The organism is Amycolatopsis sp. NPDC005003, from assembly GCF_053600695.1.
The window spans coordinates 244,457-259,239 of sequence record NZ_JBSGAI010000002.1; the positions used below are offsets into that span (position 1 = coordinate 244,457).

Annotated in this window: 14 protein-coding genes; 9 read left to right on the forward strand and 5 right to left on the reverse strand. The window is 73.5% G+C overall.

The features are described from left to right. The first annotated feature begins 34 nt into the window (after positions 1 to 34). The 5 genes from ACWED2_RS03490 (at position 35) to ACWED2_RS03510 (ending at position 5,442) form a co-directional block, all read left to right on the forward strand. The gene (locus ACWED2_RS03490; protein WP_449688843.1) at positions 35 to 1,333 is read left to right on the forward strand and encodes a cytochrome P450; all 1,299 of its coding nucleotides are present in this window, start codon (positions 35 to 37) and stop codon (positions 1,331 to 1,333) included. Further along, positions 1,330 to 2,220 carry an alpha/beta fold hydrolase gene (locus tag ACWED2_RS03495; protein WP_449688844.1) on the forward strand — a complete coding sequence of 297 codons (891 nt, stop codon included), beginning with the start codon at positions 1,330 to 1,332 and terminating at the stop codon, positions 2,218 to 2,220. Before ACWED2_RS03490 ends, ACWED2_RS03495 begins: the two co-directional genes overlap by 4 nt. Beyond that, on the forward strand, positions 2,204 to 3,733 hold the full coding sequence (locus ACWED2_RS03500; protein ID WP_449688845.1) for a flavin-containing monooxygenase: 1,530 nt from the start codon (positions 2,204 to 2,206) through the stop codon (positions 3,731 to 3,733). Before ACWED2_RS03495 ends, ACWED2_RS03500 begins: the two co-directional genes overlap by 17 nt. Positions 3,734 to 3,763: 30 nt before the next feature. Beyond that, a complete protein-coding gene (locus ACWED2_RS03505) occupies positions 3,764 to 4,630 on the forward strand; it encodes an NAD(+)/NADH kinase (RefSeq protein ID WP_449688846.1) in 867 nt (288 codons plus the stop codon). Positions 4,631 to 4,740: 110 nt separating this feature from the next. Further along, positions 4,741 to 5,442, forward strand: coding sequence for a DUF998 domain-containing protein (locus ACWED2_RS03510; protein WP_449688847.1), 702 nt, complete (start codon positions 4,741 to 4,743; stop codon positions 5,440 to 5,442). Between the two features lie 148 nt (positions 5,443 to 5,590). Here the strand turns inward: ACWED2_RS03510 and ACWED2_RS03515 are convergent, their stop codons facing one another. Further along, positions 5,591 to 5,971: a DNA polymerase ligase N-terminal domain-containing protein gene (locus tag ACWED2_RS03515; RefSeq protein ID WP_449688848.1), complete on the reverse strand. Its 381-nt coding sequence runs from the start codon at positions 5,969 to 5,971 to the stop codon at positions 5,591 to 5,593. 54 nt (positions 5,972 to 6,025) lie between these two features. Here ACWED2_RS03515 and ACWED2_RS03520 point away from each other — a divergent pair, with 54 nt between their 5' ends. Continuing rightward, positions 6,026 to 7,015 carry a YdcF family protein gene (locus tag ACWED2_RS03520; protein ID WP_449688849.1) on the forward strand — a complete coding sequence of 330 codons (990 nt, stop codon included), beginning with the start codon at positions 6,026 to 6,028 and terminating at the stop codon, positions 7,013 to 7,015. Between the two features lie 81 nt (positions 7,016 to 7,096). Here ACWED2_RS03520 and ACWED2_RS03525 read toward each other — a convergent pair whose 3' ends face one another. Both ACWED2_RS03525 and ACWED2_RS03530 read right to left on the reverse strand, forming a co-directional pair. Beyond that, complete coding sequence (locus tag ACWED2_RS03525) at positions 7,097 to 8,593, reverse strand: cryptochrome/photolyase family protein (protein WP_449688850.1); 1,497 nt, start codon at positions 8,591 to 8,593, stop codon at positions 7,097 to 7,099. 152 nt (positions 8,594 to 8,745) lie between these two features. Beyond that, the gene (locus ACWED2_RS03530) at positions 8,746 to 9,207 is read right to left on the reverse strand and encodes an SRPBCC family protein (protein ID WP_449688851.1); all 462 of its coding nucleotides are present in this window, start codon (positions 9,205 to 9,207) and stop codon (positions 8,746 to 8,748) included. Between the two features lie 85 nt (positions 9,208 to 9,292). On the opposite strand from ACWED2_RS03530, the gene ACWED2_RS03535 reads away from it, so the two are divergent. Beyond that, the gene (locus tag ACWED2_RS03535; protein WP_449688852.1) at positions 9,293 to 9,727 is read left to right on the forward strand and encodes a DUF4383 domain-containing protein; all 435 of its coding nucleotides are present in this window, start codon (positions 9,293 to 9,295) and stop codon (positions 9,725 to 9,727) included. Here the strand turns inward: ACWED2_RS03535 and ACWED2_RS03540 are convergent. Beyond that, positions 9,678 to 10,928 (reverse strand): glycosyltransferase 87 family protein, encoded by a 1,251-nt coding sequence (locus tag ACWED2_RS03540; RefSeq protein WP_449688853.1) that lies wholly within the window; start codon positions 10,926 to 10,928, stop codon positions 9,678 to 9,680. The two genes, ACWED2_RS03535 and ACWED2_RS03540, sit on opposite strands and share 50 nt — an antisense overlap. A gap of 95 nt (positions 10,929 to 11,023) precedes the next feature. Between ACWED2_RS03540 and ACWED2_RS03545 the strand changes: the two genes are divergently transcribed. Both ACWED2_RS03545 and ACWED2_RS03550 read left to right on the forward strand, forming a co-directional pair. Continuing rightward, positions 11,024 to 11,242, forward strand: coding sequence for a hypothetical protein (locus ACWED2_RS03545; protein WP_449688854.1), 219 nt, complete (start codon positions 11,024 to 11,026; stop codon positions 11,240 to 11,242). Between the two features lie 82 nt (positions 11,243 to 11,324). Then, the gene (locus tag ACWED2_RS03550) at positions 11,325 to 12,524 is read left to right on the forward strand and encodes a cysteine desulfurase-like protein (RefSeq protein WP_449688855.1); all 1,200 of its coding nucleotides are present in this window, start codon (positions 11,325 to 11,327) and stop codon (positions 12,522 to 12,524) included. Between the two features lie 99 nt (positions 12,525 to 12,623). Here the strand turns inward: ACWED2_RS03550 and fusA are convergent, their stop codons facing one another. Then, positions 12,624 to 14,567 carry an elongation factor G gene (gene fusA, locus ACWED2_RS03555; RefSeq protein WP_449688856.1) on the reverse strand — a complete coding sequence of 648 codons (1,944 nt, stop codon included), beginning with the start codon at positions 14,565 to 14,567 and terminating at the stop codon, positions 12,624 to 12,626. Positions 14,568 to 14,783 lie beyond the last annotated feature (216 nt).

Below are 14,783 nucleotides of genomic sequence, written 5' to 3' on the forward strand. Positions count from 1 at the left end.
GGTACGTTCGCGTACCACCTTTCCGGGAGGGTCGATGACGACCATGACACGCCCCGCGACGCTGCCGCCGGGGCCCACCGCGCCGCGGGCCGTGCAGGGCGTCCACGCCCTGACCCGGCCGCTGCGGGGCATGCGGCGGCTCAAGGAACGCTACGGCGACGCCTTCACCGTGAACGTGCCGATCTTCGGCAACGCCGTGGTGATCAGCAGCCCCGCCGAGATCAAGCAGCTGTTCACTTCCGGCCCCGAGCTCGTCGACAACCTCGAGGTCAACCTCGGGCGCCTGCTCGGGCCGCGGTCGATGTTCGCGCTGTCCGGCGAGGACCACAAGCGGCAGCGCAAGCTCCTGGTCCCGCCGTTCCACGGCCGCCGCCTCGCCGCGTACGAGCGGATCGTCGAAGAGGAGACCGTCCGCGAGCTGGCGACCTGGCCCGAGGGCACGGCGTTCGCCACGCTGCCGTCGATGATGCGGATCACCCTCAACGCCATCCTCCGCGCGGTCTTCGGCGCCGAAGGGGCCGAGTTCGCCGAGCTGCGCGAACTCCTCCCGCCGTTCGTCAGCCTCGGCTCCCGGCTCGCCGTGCTGCCCATCCCCAAGAAGGGCCGCTTCAACCCGTGGCGCCGCTTCGAACGGATGCGCCGCGAGTACGACGCGATCGTCGACCGGCTCATCGCCAAGGCGCGCACCGGGGAAAAAGACGACGTCCTGTCGATGATGCTGCAGACCCGCTACGACGACGGGTCCGGGCTGAGCCGCGAAGACATCTCCGACCAGCTCCTCACCCTGCTCACCGCCGGGCACGAAACCACGGCGACCACGCTCGCCTGGGCGGTCGAACGCCTCCGCCGCCACCCCGCCCTCCTCGAAGAACTGCGGGGAGGCGACGGGAAGCTGCTCGACGCCACCATCCTCGAGGTCCAGCGCACCCGCCCGGTCATCGACGTCACCGCCCGGCAGGTCAAGCAGGACGGCTTCAGGCTGGGCCGGTGGACGCTGCCGAAGGGGTACGCGGTCCTCGTCAGCATCGCGCTGATCCACGACGACGACGCCGTCTTCCCGTGCGCGGCGACGTTCGACCCGCACCGCTTCGCCGGCGCGCGCCCGGATCTTTACCAGTGGATCCCGTTCGGCGGGGGCACCCGCCGCTGCCTCGGCGCCGCCTTCGCGACCATGGAGATGACCGTCGTGCTGCGGACCCTGCTGCGGGACTTCACGCTGGTACCGACGCAGGAGCCCGGCGAACGCTGGCACTCGCGGGGCGTGGCCTACGCCCCCGCCAAGGGCGGCCGCGCGGTCGTGCGCCGCCGGACCACCATCGGAGGTGTTTCTTGACCGAGCAGATCGCCGCGGTCGGGCGCGGGATTTCCCTGGCGTACGAACGGATCGGAGACACCGGGGCCGAGCCGCTGGTCCTCGTCGCCGGCCTCGGCCAGCAGCTCCACAGCTGGCCCGACGCCTTCTGCGCGCGGCTCGCCGGCCGCGGATACGAGGTCATCCGGTTCGACAACCGCGACGCCGGGCGCTCGACACACCCGCGCTTCCGGCCGCCGAGCCTGCTCGGCATGCTCGCGGGCCGGTTCCCCGCGCAGCAGTACGACCTCACGGACATGGCCGCCGACACCGCCGGCCTGTTCGACGCGCTGGACCTCGAGAGCGCCCACATCGCGGGCGTCTCCATGGGCGGCATGATCTCCCAGACCACCGCCGCGCGGTACCCGGACCGGATCCGCACCCTGACGTCCATCATGTCGACGACCGGGTCGCGCCTGCTCGGCCGGCCCGCGCTCTCGACGTTGCGGATGATGGGCGCGAAGCCGCCGAAGTCCCGCGAAGAGGCGGTCGAAAGCGCCGTCCGGATGTTCCGCCACATCGGCTCGCACGGCTTCCCCTTCGACGAGGCCTGGGTGCGCGAGCTGGCCGGGACGGGCTGGGACCGCGACCCGACGGCGGGTGGTGTCGGCCGTCAGCTCGCCGCGATCGTGAAGTCCGGCAACCGGACGCCGCTGCTGCGCGAGATCACCGCGCCGACGCTGGTGATCCACGGCGACCGCGACCGGATGGTCCACCCGACCGGCGGCGCCGCCACCGCGCGGGCCATCCGCGGCGCCCGGCTCGAAACCGTCCGCGGCATGGGCCACGACCTGCCCGAAGGCGCCTGGCCCACGATCCTCGACCTCATCGACCAGCACGCGAGGAGCAGCGATGTCACGGCCTCGTAGCGCCGACAGCGGGCCGGGACGGTCCGCAGCCGAGCACGGCGAAGACCTCGACGTGCTGATCGTCGGCGCCGGGCTGTCCGGTGTCGGTGCGGCGCACCACCTGCGCACGGCGTTCCCGCGGAAGACGTACGCGATCCTCGAAGCCCGCGAGGCGATCGGCGGCACCTGGGACCTGTTCCGCTACCCGGGCGTGCGGTCCGATTCGGACATGCAGACCCTCGGCTACCGGTTCCGGCCGTGGACCGACGCGAAGGCCATCGCGGACGGACCGTCGATCCTGAAGTACGTCCGCGACACCGCGGCCGAGGCGGGGATCGACCGGTTCATCCGGTTCGGGCACAAGGTGGTCCGCGCCGCGTGGTCCACCGAGGACGCACGGTGGACGGTCGAGGCCGAGCACGGCGGCCGATCCGTCCGGTTCACCGCGAAGTTCCTCCACCTGTGCAGCGGGTACTACGACTACGCGGCCGGGCACACGCCGGAGTTCCCCGGCCTGGAGAACTTCGGCGGCACCGTCGTGCACCCGCAGCACTGGCCCGAGGACCTGGACTACACCGGCAAGAAGGTCGTCGTGATCGGCAGCGGCGCGACCGCGGTGACCCTCGTCCCGGCGATGACCGACCGCGCCGCGCACGTGACGATGCTGCAGCGCTCCCCCACCTACATCCTGTCGCTGCCGTCGGAGGACGCGCTGGCCAACCGGCTGCGCGGGCTGCTCGGCCCGAAGCTGGCGTACCCGATCGCCCGCTGGAAGAACGTCGCCGTGAGCACGCTGATCTACCGGCTCAGCCGGCGCCACCCCGGCGTGGTCAAGACCATGATCCGCAAGGCCACCGTGAAGCAGCTCCCGCCCGGATTCGCCGTCGACACCCACTTCAAGCCGCGGTACCAGCCCTGGGACCAGCGGCTGTGCCTGGTCCCGGACGGCGACCTGTTCCGGTCCATCAAGCGCGGCGACGCCTCGATCGTCACCGACCGGATCGCCTCCTTCACGAAAACCGGCATCCGCCTCGAATCGGGCGGCGAGCTCGAGGCGGACGTCGTCGTCACCGCGACCGGGCTGCGGCTGCTGGCGTTCGGCGGGATCGAGCTCTCGGTGGACGGCGAGCCGGTGAAACTGCCGGAAACCATGGCCTACAAGGGCATGATGCTCAGCGGCGTGCCGAACTTCGTCTTCACCATCGGCTACACGAACGCGTCGTGGACGCTCAAGGCCGACCTGGTCGCCGAGTACGTCGTCCGGCTGCTGCGCCACCTCGACCGGCACGGCCACGACCAGTGCGTGCCGGTCAACGACGACCCGGCGGTCACCGAGCGGCCGCTGCTGGACTTCGACGCCGGGTACGTCCTGCGGTCGGTCGACGAGTTCCCGAAGGCCGGTTCGCGGGCGCCGTGGCAGCTGGGCATGAGCTACGCGCACGACGTCGTCAAGCTCCGCCACGGCAGGATCGACGACGGCGCGCTGCGCTTCTCGCGGCGACCGGCGGCGCGAGGGGGCAGACTGAGCGCATGACGCTCCCTTCGCCCGCCCGGGGCCGCTGACATGCACTCCGCGGGACTCGTGCTGCACCCCCGCCGCGACTCCGCGGCCGCCGTCGAAGCCGTGCTCGGCTGGGCGGGCAACCGGAACATCGAGATCCTCGGCATCGCCGACGAGATCGTCCGGCTGAACTGCGCCGCGGAGGGGGTGCCGGCCGAGGAGCTCGGGCGCCGGGCCGACCTCCTGGTCAGCCTGGGCGGCGACGGCACGATGCTGCGGGCCATGCGGCTGGCCGACGGGCAGCGCGCGCCGGTGCTCGGGGTGAACCTCGGCAAGCTCGGCTTCCTGGCCGAGGTCGACGTCCCCGACCTGCCCGGCGCGCTCTCGGCCATCGACGACCACCAGTTCACGGTGGAGCCGCGGCTGGCCGTGGACGCGGTGCTGCAGGGGCGCCGGATCACGGCGTTCAACGACATCGCGGTGGTGCGGGTGCCCGGCGACGGCAGCGCGGTGGTCGCGGTCCGCGTCGGCGGCCAGCCGTTCGTGAGCTACTCGGCCGACGCGGTGGTGGTGGCGACACCGACCGGCTCGACGGCGTACAGCTTCTCGGCGGGCGGCCCGATCACCAGCCCGTCGGTGGAGGCGCTGCTGGTGACACCCGCCGCACCGCATTCGGCGTACAGCCGGGGCGTGGTGCTCTCGGTGCACGACGAGGTCACCCTGGAGCTGCTGCCGACCAGCGGCCGGCTGGCGGTGGAAGTCGACGGCCAGGTCGAGGGGTACGTCTCCCCCGGCGAGCGGCTCGACCTGCGCGCCCGGCCGAGCGCGGCACGCGTGGTGCGGCTCGGCATGACGACGTTCTACCAGCGGGCACGCCGCAAGCTGCGGCTCACGGACTCGGCCGAAATCCCCCAGGACGGCGACCACTGACGGTGTCCTGCGTCACAGCGCGGGCGCGTCAGCAATGGTCACGGAAAGGTCACGGGTAGCGTCCGCGGCTGCGCCTGAACCAGCCGAACCGTCCCGGAGTGTTTCCCCACATGCTGTGTCCCGCACCTGTCCGTCCCCGCCTGCGCGCCCGCCTGCTCGTACCCGGGGCCCTCGCCGCCTTCGCCGGCGCCGTCGTCCTGCTCGCCGTGTTGCACGTCGATCGCCGCCTCGCCCCGCTCGACCCGGTCAGCACCATGCTCAGCGACTACGCGTTGAGCCCGGGCCGGTGGCTGTGGGACAGCGCGTTGCTGCTCACGAGCACCGGGTCGGCCCTGCTGCTGGTCGCGCTCTACCGCCGTGGCCTGCTGGCCAACCCGGCGCTGGTGGCGGCGAAGGCGTTGTGGTGCGTGAGCCTGCTGGCGGTGGTGGTGTTCGCGAAGGATCCGCAGGGTGGCGCGATCACCGCCACGGGCAAGATCCACCTGTACGCGTCGGCGGTGACGTGCCTGAGCCTGCCGGTCGTCGGCTGGGCGATGGGCCGCCGTCACCGCGACGACCCGCGCTGGCGGCGGTTCGCGACGTGGTCCCGGCGGCTGGCACTCGCGGCGATCCCGTTCTACCTGCCGTTCATCGTCCCGTTCGCGGTGAACGTCATCCTCGGCGGCCACCTCCCGACGGTGGCGACCGGCCTGGTGGAGCGGTTGATGATGCTGCTGGAGATCGCGCTGCTCGGCGTCTTGGGGTACTGGGCGCACCGCGCGATGCCGACCGGGGTCCGGTTCCGGCCCCGTTCTCAGGTGTCGCCGGCCTGAGGAAGGCCCGCCGGAAGCCGTAACCCGCGTGATCCGGGCCGTGTCCCGCGTGATTGGAGCCGGAACTCGCGTGAGCCAAGCCGGAACTCGCGAGTTCCGGCTCCCATCACGCCAGTTCCGGCTTCAATCACGCCACTTCCGGTTCTGATCACGCGGGTTCCGGCGAGTGTGCGTCGGCGTCCGGCTGGTCGCGGGTGCGGTGCAGGAGCCAGTCGCGGGCCGTGTCGATCAGGGCGTAGCGCACCGATCCTGCCTGGCCGTGCAGGGTGAACAGGATGCGCTTGGCCGTCCGGTCGTGTTCCTCCCACCAGCCCGTGTCGGCGATCTTCTTCGTGTCGTCCTCGTAGGCGAGGTGGTCGAGGGCGTGGTCGGGCACGGCGACGGCGAGCCGGTCGCTGCCGGAGTCCGGCGGGAGGCCGCGCGGGACCGCCCATGACCGCAGCACGCCGTTCTCCTCCAGCCGCAGGTCGAAGTGGTGCCGCGGGCGGAAGTGCTCGTGCAGCACGAACGCCGGTCGCCGATCGTTCACGGCGTTCACCATGCCAGATCACCCGCCCGGGCGAGTCCGGCTAGGCTCGCCCGGGTGAACGTCGCCGGGGCGGTGCTGCCGGTCGCCGCCGGGGTGGCGCTCGTCGTGTTCGCCGTCCGGCTGGCGCGCGAACCGCGGCGGCTGGGGAACGCGGTCTGGCTCGGCGTCGCGTTGCTGCTGACCTCGTTGTGGCTGCTGCGCGCCGCGCTGCACCTGGAGTGGCTGACACCGGTGCTGATGGGGTTGCTCGGCGTCGTGGCGGTGCTCGTCGCCCTGGTGCTGCCGGCCGCGCTGATCGCCAACGGCGTCCGGATGTGGCGGCGGGAGGGGCGCAGCGCGGGGAACCTGCTGTCACTCGGCCTCGGCGCCGGGCTGGTCACCCTGGAGGCGCTGGCCTTCGCCCCGCTCGGGCGGTGGGGTTCGGCGCTGGTGGCCGTCGCGGCCGTGCTGGCCGGCTACTTCGGGTTCCTCTTCCTGTCGCTGCTGGTGTATTCCGTGGTGTACAGCCGGATCGGCCGCCGCAGCGGGTTCGACGCGATCATCGTGCTCGGCTGCGGCCTCGACGGCGAGCGCGTGCCGCCCCTGCTCGCCGGGCGGCTCGAACGCGCGATCCGGCTCCACGCCCGGGAAGCGACGCCGCCGCTGCTGGTCGTCTCCGGCGGGCGGGGTCCCGGCGAGACGGTCACCGAAGCCGCGGCGATGCACGCCTACCTGCGCGACCGCGGCGTCCCCGACGAGCACATCCGGCGCGAGGACCGGGCGCGCACGACCGAGGAGAACCTCCGGTTCTCGGCCGCGCTGCTCCCCGCCGGCGCGCGGCGGGTGGTCGCGGTGACCAGCAACTACCACGTGTTCCGGGCCGCGGTGGAGTGCCGTCGGCTCGGCCTGCCGTTCCACGCCACGGGCGCGCCGACGGCCCGGTACTTCCTGCCGAGCGCCCTGCTGCGCGAGTTCGCGGCCCTGATCCTCCACTACCGCCGGACGACGATCGCGGCCTGCGTCGTGATCATCGGCGCGGGCCTCCTGACGGCGTTCTTTGCCTGACGCGCCGGCCGGTCGGCGCGGTTCGGCGTCGCCAGCGTTCTCGCGCTCTTCAAAAGGGCCGCCGTATAGGTCGTTATACGCTCAGAAGTGCTCACGCTCGGCTTCTTGGGCGACCACCTCGGCGCGATCCGCGAGCCGGTCGAGGCCGCTCAGGGGCTGCCGCATCCGGTGGTTGCCGCGCAGCCGCTCGGCGTTGCGGTCCAGGAACGCCCAGTACCCCGCGGTGAACGGGCACGCCTGCGGCCCCGTCCGCTTCTTCGGGTCGAAGACGCAGCCGCCGCAGTGGTCGCTCATCCGGTCGAGGTAGGCACCGCCGGCGGCGTACGGCTTGGTCGCGACGAGCCCGCCGTCGGCGTACTGGCTCATGCCGATCACGTTCGCCGGCATCACCCAGGGGAACCCGTCGACGAAGGCCGTGGCGAACCAGCGGGTCAGCGCGGCCGGGTCGTACCCGCGCTGCAGCCCGTGGTTGCCGAGCACCATGAGGCGTTCGATGTGGTGGGCGTAGCCGCGGTCGCGGACGCCGGCCAGCGCGGTGCGCAGGCACGCCGCCTCGACCGCGTCGGCGTCGAGCGAGCGCCACCACTCCGGCAGCTCCCGGCGGGCCTGCAAGGCGTTGCGGCGCAGGTAGCCCGGCCCTTGGTGCCAGTACAGGTGCCACACCCATTCCCGCCAGCCCAGCACCTGCCGGACGAACCCTTCGACGCTGCTCAGCGGCGCCCGGCCGGCCCGGTACCGCTGCTCGGCCTGCCGCACGACGTCGCGCGGGTCGAGCAGCCCGAGGTTCAAGGGCACCGACAGGAGCGCGTGCGCCATCGCCCAGTCGTGGGTCAGCATCGCATCCTGGTGCAGGCCGAACGAGGGCAGCCGGTGGTCGAGGAACCGGCGCAGCGCCCGGTTCGCCTCGTCGTGGCCGACGGCGAACTGCCGCGGCCCGTCCACGCCGACCGGGCGGATCTTCCCGGCGCGCTCGGCCGCGTCGAGCTCCGCGCGAACCCGCTCGTCGAGGTCGTTCTCCCGCGGGTGCCACGGCGCCGGGACGCCGAGCCGGGTGGTCTTCGGCGGCGGCTGCCGGTTGTCGTGGTCGTAGTTCCAGTGCCCGCCTTCGGGCTCGCCGTCGGCTTCGAGCAGCACGCCGAACTTCCGGCGCTGGTCGCGGTAGAAGTCCGCCATGACGAACCGGGTCCGGCCGGCCGCCCACCCGGCGAAGTCCTCTTTGGACAGGATGAACCCGGGCGTCGGCCGGATTTCCGTCACGACGCCTTCGTCGCGCAGCCGCCGGACGAAGGCGTCGGCCGCGTGCGACGTCGGCTCGTGCACCACGACCGGCCGCCCGAAGCGCCGCAGCCCGGTGCGGTAGTCGGGGGCGTCGATCATCGTGACGCGGTCGCCGAGGTCGGCGGCCAGCCGGTACAGCGCCGCCTGGACCAGGTGCAGCTTCTGCCGGTGGAACGGCTTGGCGGCGAAGGCCGCGGCCGACCGGATCAGCAGCACGTCGCGCCCACGGTGCTCGGGCGTGTCGTGGAAGTGAGGCCCGAGCTGGTCGGCGAACAGCCACAGCGCGGGCTCGTCTCGCATGCGCGAAACGCTAACCCGCTTCCGGCGGCTCCGCAGCGCGGCCCTGACCTCGGCGCGGGCCGCAGCGGACGTGATCGGCGCCTCCGGGCGGTCGACCACCACGGTCGCCGACGTCCTCACCGCACCGAATGCGCGCTGCTGTCGTTCCCGTCTCAGCCCGACGTGTCCCTCTTGTCGTCGTAGGAGGTCCAGCCGCCCTGGCCTTCGGCCGCCTCGACGTCGGCGTCGGCGGACGCCGCGTGGGTCATCGCCGCGACCGTGCGCTCGAGGCCCTGCTGGACCTCGTCCCCGTCGGCTTCGCGGACGCTGTGCAGCGTCACGGTGATCTCCGAGGACGCCGGGCCGTCCTCGCGGATGCGCAGTTCGCCGTGGTAGTCGTCGGGGCCCTCCGCGCCCCAGGTCAGAGACCGGGTCGCCGCGTCGGTGTGCAGCCACGCCTCGCCGGCGACGCGCTCGCCGTGCACCTCGGCCTCGACGTGGACGTTATCGCCGCCCTTGGGCTCGGCGACCTTCATCTCCGGGAAGTACCGGGGCAGGTTCTCCGGGTGGCTCAGGAACGCGAACAGCTCGTCCGCGGGGATGTCGGCGGTCACGCTGTGGCGGTACTCGGTCATCGTGGATCCTCCTCGGCGTCCGGTTCGCCCCCGGATACCCCTGATGCGGTGCATTAAAAGGCTCCGGGCGGGGAACTCCGGAGGCATGACGGCCACCGAACCCGAGGCCCGGGCGCCCCGCCGGGGCCCTGCTCCCGTGCAGGGCCTTGGCATGCTGATCGGCCTGCTGTTCCTCGTCCTCGCCGCGCTGGAGCTGATGGCCGGGGTCCCGGCCGGGGGCGGCCCGCGCGTGCTGTTCGGCGTGCTCGCCGTGTCCGGGGTGTGGACGCTGGTGCACCTGCTGACCGGCGCCACCGCGGTGTTCTGCACCCGTTCCTCGGGCTGGGCCGCGCGGTTCCTGGTCGCCGCCGGTGTCTGTTACGTCGTGGTCGGCTTCGCCGGGCTGCTCCCGCTGCCGTCCGTGATCACCGAAGCGCTGCCGCTCAACACCGCGGGCATCTGCCTCGATTTGGCGCTCGGCACGGCGATGCTCATCCTGGGAGCGGGCTGGCTCCGGCGGGGACCGGCCCGGCGACGCTGACGAGGCCGTCCCGCCGCGGGAACCGCACCAGCACCGCCGCGAGCAGCACCGCGAGTCCGAAAATGACATAGCCGTTGCCGGTCAGCTGCTGGACGAAGTTCCAGTGCCGTTCCACTTCCCCGCCCCGCGGCCACCACCACTGCGGTCCCGCGACGAAGAGCACCGCGCCGGTGCCGGCCAGCATCGCGAACCCGCGCCGCCGCGTCCGGCGCGCCAGCTCCGCCCAGCCGAGCAGGACGACCACGGCCCACACCCAGTGGTGGGTCCAGGAGATCGGCGAAACCAGGAGCCCGCCGATCGCGTTGAGGCCCAGCGCGATGACCGGCTCCCCCGCGGCCAGCGCGCGCCGCACGCCCCACGCCGTCAGCACGAGCACCACCGCCACCAGGGGCAGCCACCACGCCGTCCGCGCCTCCGGCGGCACACCGGCCCTGGCCAGCAGCCCGAGCAGCGACTGGTCGCCGGCGTAGGTCGGCTCGCCGACGCGGCCGGTGTCCCACAGCGCGCCCGTCCAGTACCGCACCGAGTCGGCGCCGGCGAGCAGGAAGCCCAGCGCCGTCGCGGCCACGAACGTCACCACGGCGGTCACCGCGGCCCGGGTGTCGCGGCGGAGCAGGAAGTACAGCAGGAACACCGCTGGGGTCAGCTTGACCGCGGCCGCGAGGCCGATCAGCAGGCCGCGCGGCAGGCGGGGGTGGTCCACCAGGACGTCCAGCACGACCAGCGCGAGCAGCAGCAGGTCGATCTGCCCGGCGTACAGCGTGCGCAGCACGGGCTCCAGCACCTCGGCGGCCAGCAGCAGCGTGGCCACCCGCCGCCAGTCGCAACGCGCGCCGAGGGCCCGCAGCACGGTCACCAGGACCACCGTCAGCACGCCCAGCGTCAGCAGGGTGAGGGCGAGGCAGGCCGCCCAGTACGGCAGGACGGCCAGCGGGGCCAGCACGATCGCCGCGAACGGCGGGTAGGTGAAGAGCAGGAACTGGCCGTCACCGGTCGGCGGCAGGGTGCCGTACAGCGCCTGTCCGTGCAGCAGCGCCGTCGAACCGAGCCGGTAGACGTCGAGGTCGACCCGGTAGGCCGGGAACCGCCACCGGCCGCCGTTGTACGACACGAGCAGCGCGACCAGCACCACCAGCTGCGTGCCGAGCAGCACGTACTTGGTCCCCGGCCTGGCCCGCACCCCTGCTCCCCCTCCGGTCATCCTGGCATTCTGTCGGGTCCCGGCCCGGGCACCATCCGGGAAACCCCCGAACCGACCCCGGGAAAACCGGTTGCCGTCCGTGCCACCCTGGGCGCATGGGGACACCGCAGGGCTTCGCCTACCGCGACGAGCACGGCACCGTGACGATCACCCACCACGGCCGTCCGGCGGGGACGCTGCGCGGGGCGGTCGCCGCCCGGTTCCTGGCCGCGGTGGGGCGGGGTGACGACCAGCAGCTGCTGATGGCCCGGGTGACGGGCAACTACAAGCACGGCAACGAACGCCGGGCGCGGCAGCACCCCCGCAACCGCTGACCCCGCGGCCGTTCGGCGCCGCCCGCCGCCGTCCGCCGCGGGGATCTTGAGGCCGGTGGCGGCGGTTGGGCATGCTGGCGGCGTGACCTACGACGTTCAGACGATCCGAGCGCACTTCCCCGCCCTCGGCGACGGCGCCGCCCACTTCGACGGACCCGGCGGCTCGCAGGTCCCCGGCGTCGTCGGGGAAGCCGTGGCCGGCACGCTGTGCGCGGCGATCGCCAACCGCGGTGTCGTCACCGCGGCCGAGCGCCGGGCGAGCGAGGTCGTCGCCGAAGCCCGGCTCGCCGTCGCCGACCTGCTCGCCGCCGACCCGGCGGGCGTCGTCTTCGGCCGCAGCATGACCCAGCTGACGTACGACTTCTCCCGGACGCTGTCCCAGAAGTGGGGTCCCGGCGACGAAGTCGTGGTGACCCGCCTCGACCACGACGCCAACATCCGCCCGTGGGTCCAGGCCGCCGCGGCGGCCGGTGCCACCGTGCGCTGGGCGGACTTCGACCCGGGCACCGGGGAGCTCGCGCCGATCGGCGGGCTGCTGTCGGACCGGACGCGGCTGGTCGCGGTGACGGCGGCGTCGAACCTGCTCGGCACCCGCCCGGACATCCCGGCGATCGCGGCGGAAGTGCACCGGGCGGGCGCGCTGCTGTACGTCGACGGCGTCCACCTGACCCCGCACGCGCTGGTGGACATCACGGCGCTCGGGGCCGATTTCTACGCGTGCTCGCCGTACAAGTTCCTCGGGCCGCACCTCGGCGTGGTCGCGGCGGCGCCGGCGTTGCTCGAGACACTGCACCCGGACAAGCTGCTGCCGTCGACGAACGCGGTGCCGGAGCGGTTCGAGCTGGGCACGCTGCCCTACGAGCTGCTCGCGGGGACGACCGCGGCGATCGGCTTCCTCGCCGGGCTGGTCCCGGCGACGGGCTCGCGCCGGTCGCGGCTGGCGGAATCGATGGCGGCGTTGGAGGCGCACGAGAACGCGTTGCTGGCCCGGCTCGACGCCGGGCTGGCCGCGCTTCCCGGGGTGACCCGGTACGGGGCGCCGGAGCGGCACCGCACGCCGACGGTGTTGTTCTCGGTGGCCGGGGCCGCGTCGCAGGCGGTGTACGAGCACCTCGGCGCGCAGGGGGTGAACGCTCCGGCGGGGAGTTTCTACGCGATCGAATGTTCGCGGCACCTGGGCCTGGGTGACGCGGGAGCGGTCCGGGCGGGCATCGCGCCGTACACGACCGAGGACGACGTGGACCGGCTGCTGGCCGGGGTGGCGTCGCTCCCGCGGGACTGAGCGCCGATCGCTCGGTCCCGGCCGTGCTCGGAGGGCCTGCCCCGCGCGCTGCCGGGCGGGTGGCGAGCCGGAATCCGCTTCCGGCCCGCCACCCGTGCCTCACGGCGCCGGCGCGAACCCCGCCGGGCGGGCGGTGAACGTGCCACGGCCCTGCGTGCGGCTCCGCAACCGGTTCGAGTAGCCGAACAGTTCGGCCACCGGCACCGTCGCCGTCACCACTGCCGAACCCCGCCGGACCGCCGAGCCGGCCACCCGGCCCCGGCGGGCCGCGAGGTCGCCGAGCACGCCGCCGACCGCGTCGGGCGGGACCGTCACCGCCACCTCGGCCACCGGCTCGAGCAGGCGCATCACGCACGCGCGCAGCGCTTCCCGCAGCCCGCGCCGGCCCGCGGTGCGGAACGCCAGGTCCGACGAATCGTTCGGGTGCGTCGCCCCGTCGGTCAGCGTCACCCGCAGGCCCGTCACCGGGTGCCCGCCCAGCGGTCCCTCGGCCAGCGCGTCCCGGCAGCCGGCCTCGACCGCCCGGACGTACTCACGCGGCACCCGGCCGCCGACGACCGCCGAGGCGAACTCGAAGCCCTCGTCCGCCGGAGCGACGTCCAGGACCACGTGGGCGAACTGGCCCGCCCCACCGTCCTGCTTGACGTGGCGGTACACCAGTCCCGTCACGCCGACGGCCACCGTCTCCCGGTGGGCCACCGAAGGACGGCCCACCGCGACCTGCAGGCCGCGTTCGCGCCGCAGCTTCTCCACCGCGACCTCCAGGTGCAGCTCGCCCATCCCGGCCAGCACCGTCTGCCCGGTCTCCGGATCGACGCGCACGACCAGCGAGGGGTCCTCCTCGGCCAGCCAGGCCAGCGCCGAGGTCAGCCGGTCGCCGTCGCGCCGGGCCTCGACCGCCACCGACACCACCGGGTCCGCCACCACCGGCGGCTCCAGCAGCAGCGGGTCGCCGGGCGCGCAGAGGGTGGCGCCGACGCGCGCGGCCTTCGGCCCGGCCACCGCGACGATGTCGCCGGCCACCGCGCTGTCCACTTCGGACTGCCGGTCGGCCTGCACGCGCAGGACGCGGGCGATGCGCTCGGTGCGTCCCGCGACCGTCACCTGGTCTCCCTTCCGCAGCGTTCCCGAGTACACCCGCAGGTACGTCAGCCGGCCCGTGGCCGTCGAGACGACCTTGAACACCAGCGCGGCCGGCGGCGCCGCCGGGTCGGCGGGCCGGTCGGGCCGCACCGGCGGGACGTCGGCCGGCGACGGCAGGTACGCGACGACGGCGTCGAGCAGCGGCTCGATTCCGCGGTCGCGGTAGGCCGCGCCGCACAGCACGACGAGCCCGTCGCCGCTGAGGGTCAGCTCTCGCAGTGCCTTCTCCAGGGTCTCCGCCGAGATCGTGCCGGTGGCGCAGAACTCGTCGAGGGCCACCGGGTGCAGCTCGGCGACGGCCTCCTCCAGCACCCGGCGCCTTCGGCGGGCCTCGGCGGCGAGGTCGTCCGGCACGTCCCGCAGGCGCAGCAGGTCGACGACGCCGGTGAAGCCGTCCTCGCGCCCGATCGGCAGCTGCACGACCAGCGGCGCCGGGTGCAGCCGCGCCCGGATCGAGGCGACCGCCGCATCGAGGTCGGCGCCCGCGCGGTCGAGCTTGTTGACGAACGCGATCCGCGGCACGCCGTGCCGGTCGGCCTGCCGCCACACGGTTTCGCTCTGCGGCTCGACCCCGGCGACGGCGTCGAACACGACGACGGCGCCGTCGAGCACCCGCAGCGAGCGCTCGACCTCGGCGGTGAAGTCGACGTGGCCGGGCGTGTCGATGAGGGTGAGCCGGTGGCCGGCCCAGGTGCAGCTGACGGCCGCGGCGAAGATCGTGATGCCACGGTCGCGTTCCTGCGGGTCGAAGTCGGTGACGGTGGTGCCGTCGTGGACCTCGCCGGTCTTGTGGGTGGCACCGGTGCGGTGGAGGATCCGTTCGGTGAGGGTGGTCTTGCCCGCGTCGACGTGGGCGAGGACGCCCAGGTTGCGGACGGTGGTCAGGGGTCGGATGCGCACAGCCGTGTCCTTTGTGGACGAAGTGGTGGGGGCAGCGCGATTTCCCCGCGACGGGTCTTCAGCGGCGCGTCACGGAATCCGGTGCGAGCCGCGCGGCAGGCACCGGGGACGCGAAGACACCAGGATCACCTCGGACCGCGACCGGGAAGCAACGGCGTGACGCACAGCCGGCTCCCTTCGTTCGACGCGGCAGGCAAGTTACCGGAGAAGGTTAGC

Excerpts from the sequence above, each read along its gene's own strand:
- ACWED2_RS03490 (WP_449688843.1), top strand. The coding sequence starts at position 35 with ATGACGACCATGACACGCCCCGCGACGCTGCCGCCGGGGCCCACCGCG.
- ACWED2_RS03500 (WP_449688845.1), top strand. The coding sequence starts at position 2,204 with ATGTCACGGCCTCGTAGCGCCGACAGCGGGCCGGGACGGTCCGCAGCC.
- ACWED2_RS03505 (WP_449688846.1), top strand. The coding sequence starts at position 3,764 with ATGCACTCCGCGGGACTCGTGCTGCACCCCCGCCGCGACTCCGCGGCC.
- ACWED2_RS03510 (WP_449688847.1), top strand. The coding sequence starts at position 4,741 with ATGCTGTGTCCCGCACCTGTCCGTCCCCGCCTGCGCGCCCGCCTGCTC.
- ACWED2_RS03525 (WP_449688850.1), bottom strand. The coding sequence starts at position 8,593 with ATGCGAGACGAGCCCGCGCTGTGGCTGTTCGCCGACCAGCTCGGGCCT.
- ACWED2_RS03530 (WP_449688851.1), bottom strand. The coding sequence starts at position 9,207 with ATGACCGAGTACCGCCACAGCGTGACCGCCGACATCCCCGCGGACGAG.
- ACWED2_RS03535 (WP_449688852.1), top strand. The coding sequence starts at position 9,293 with ATGACGGCCACCGAACCCGAGGCCCGGGCGCCCCGCCGGGGCCCTGCT.
- ACWED2_RS03540 (WP_449688853.1), bottom strand. The coding sequence starts at position 10,928 with ATGACCGGAGGGGGAGCAGGGGTGCGGGCCAGGCCGGGGACCAAGTAC.
- ACWED2_RS03545 (WP_449688854.1), top strand. The coding sequence starts at position 11,024 with ATGGGGACACCGCAGGGCTTCGCCTACCGCGACGAGCACGGCACCGTG.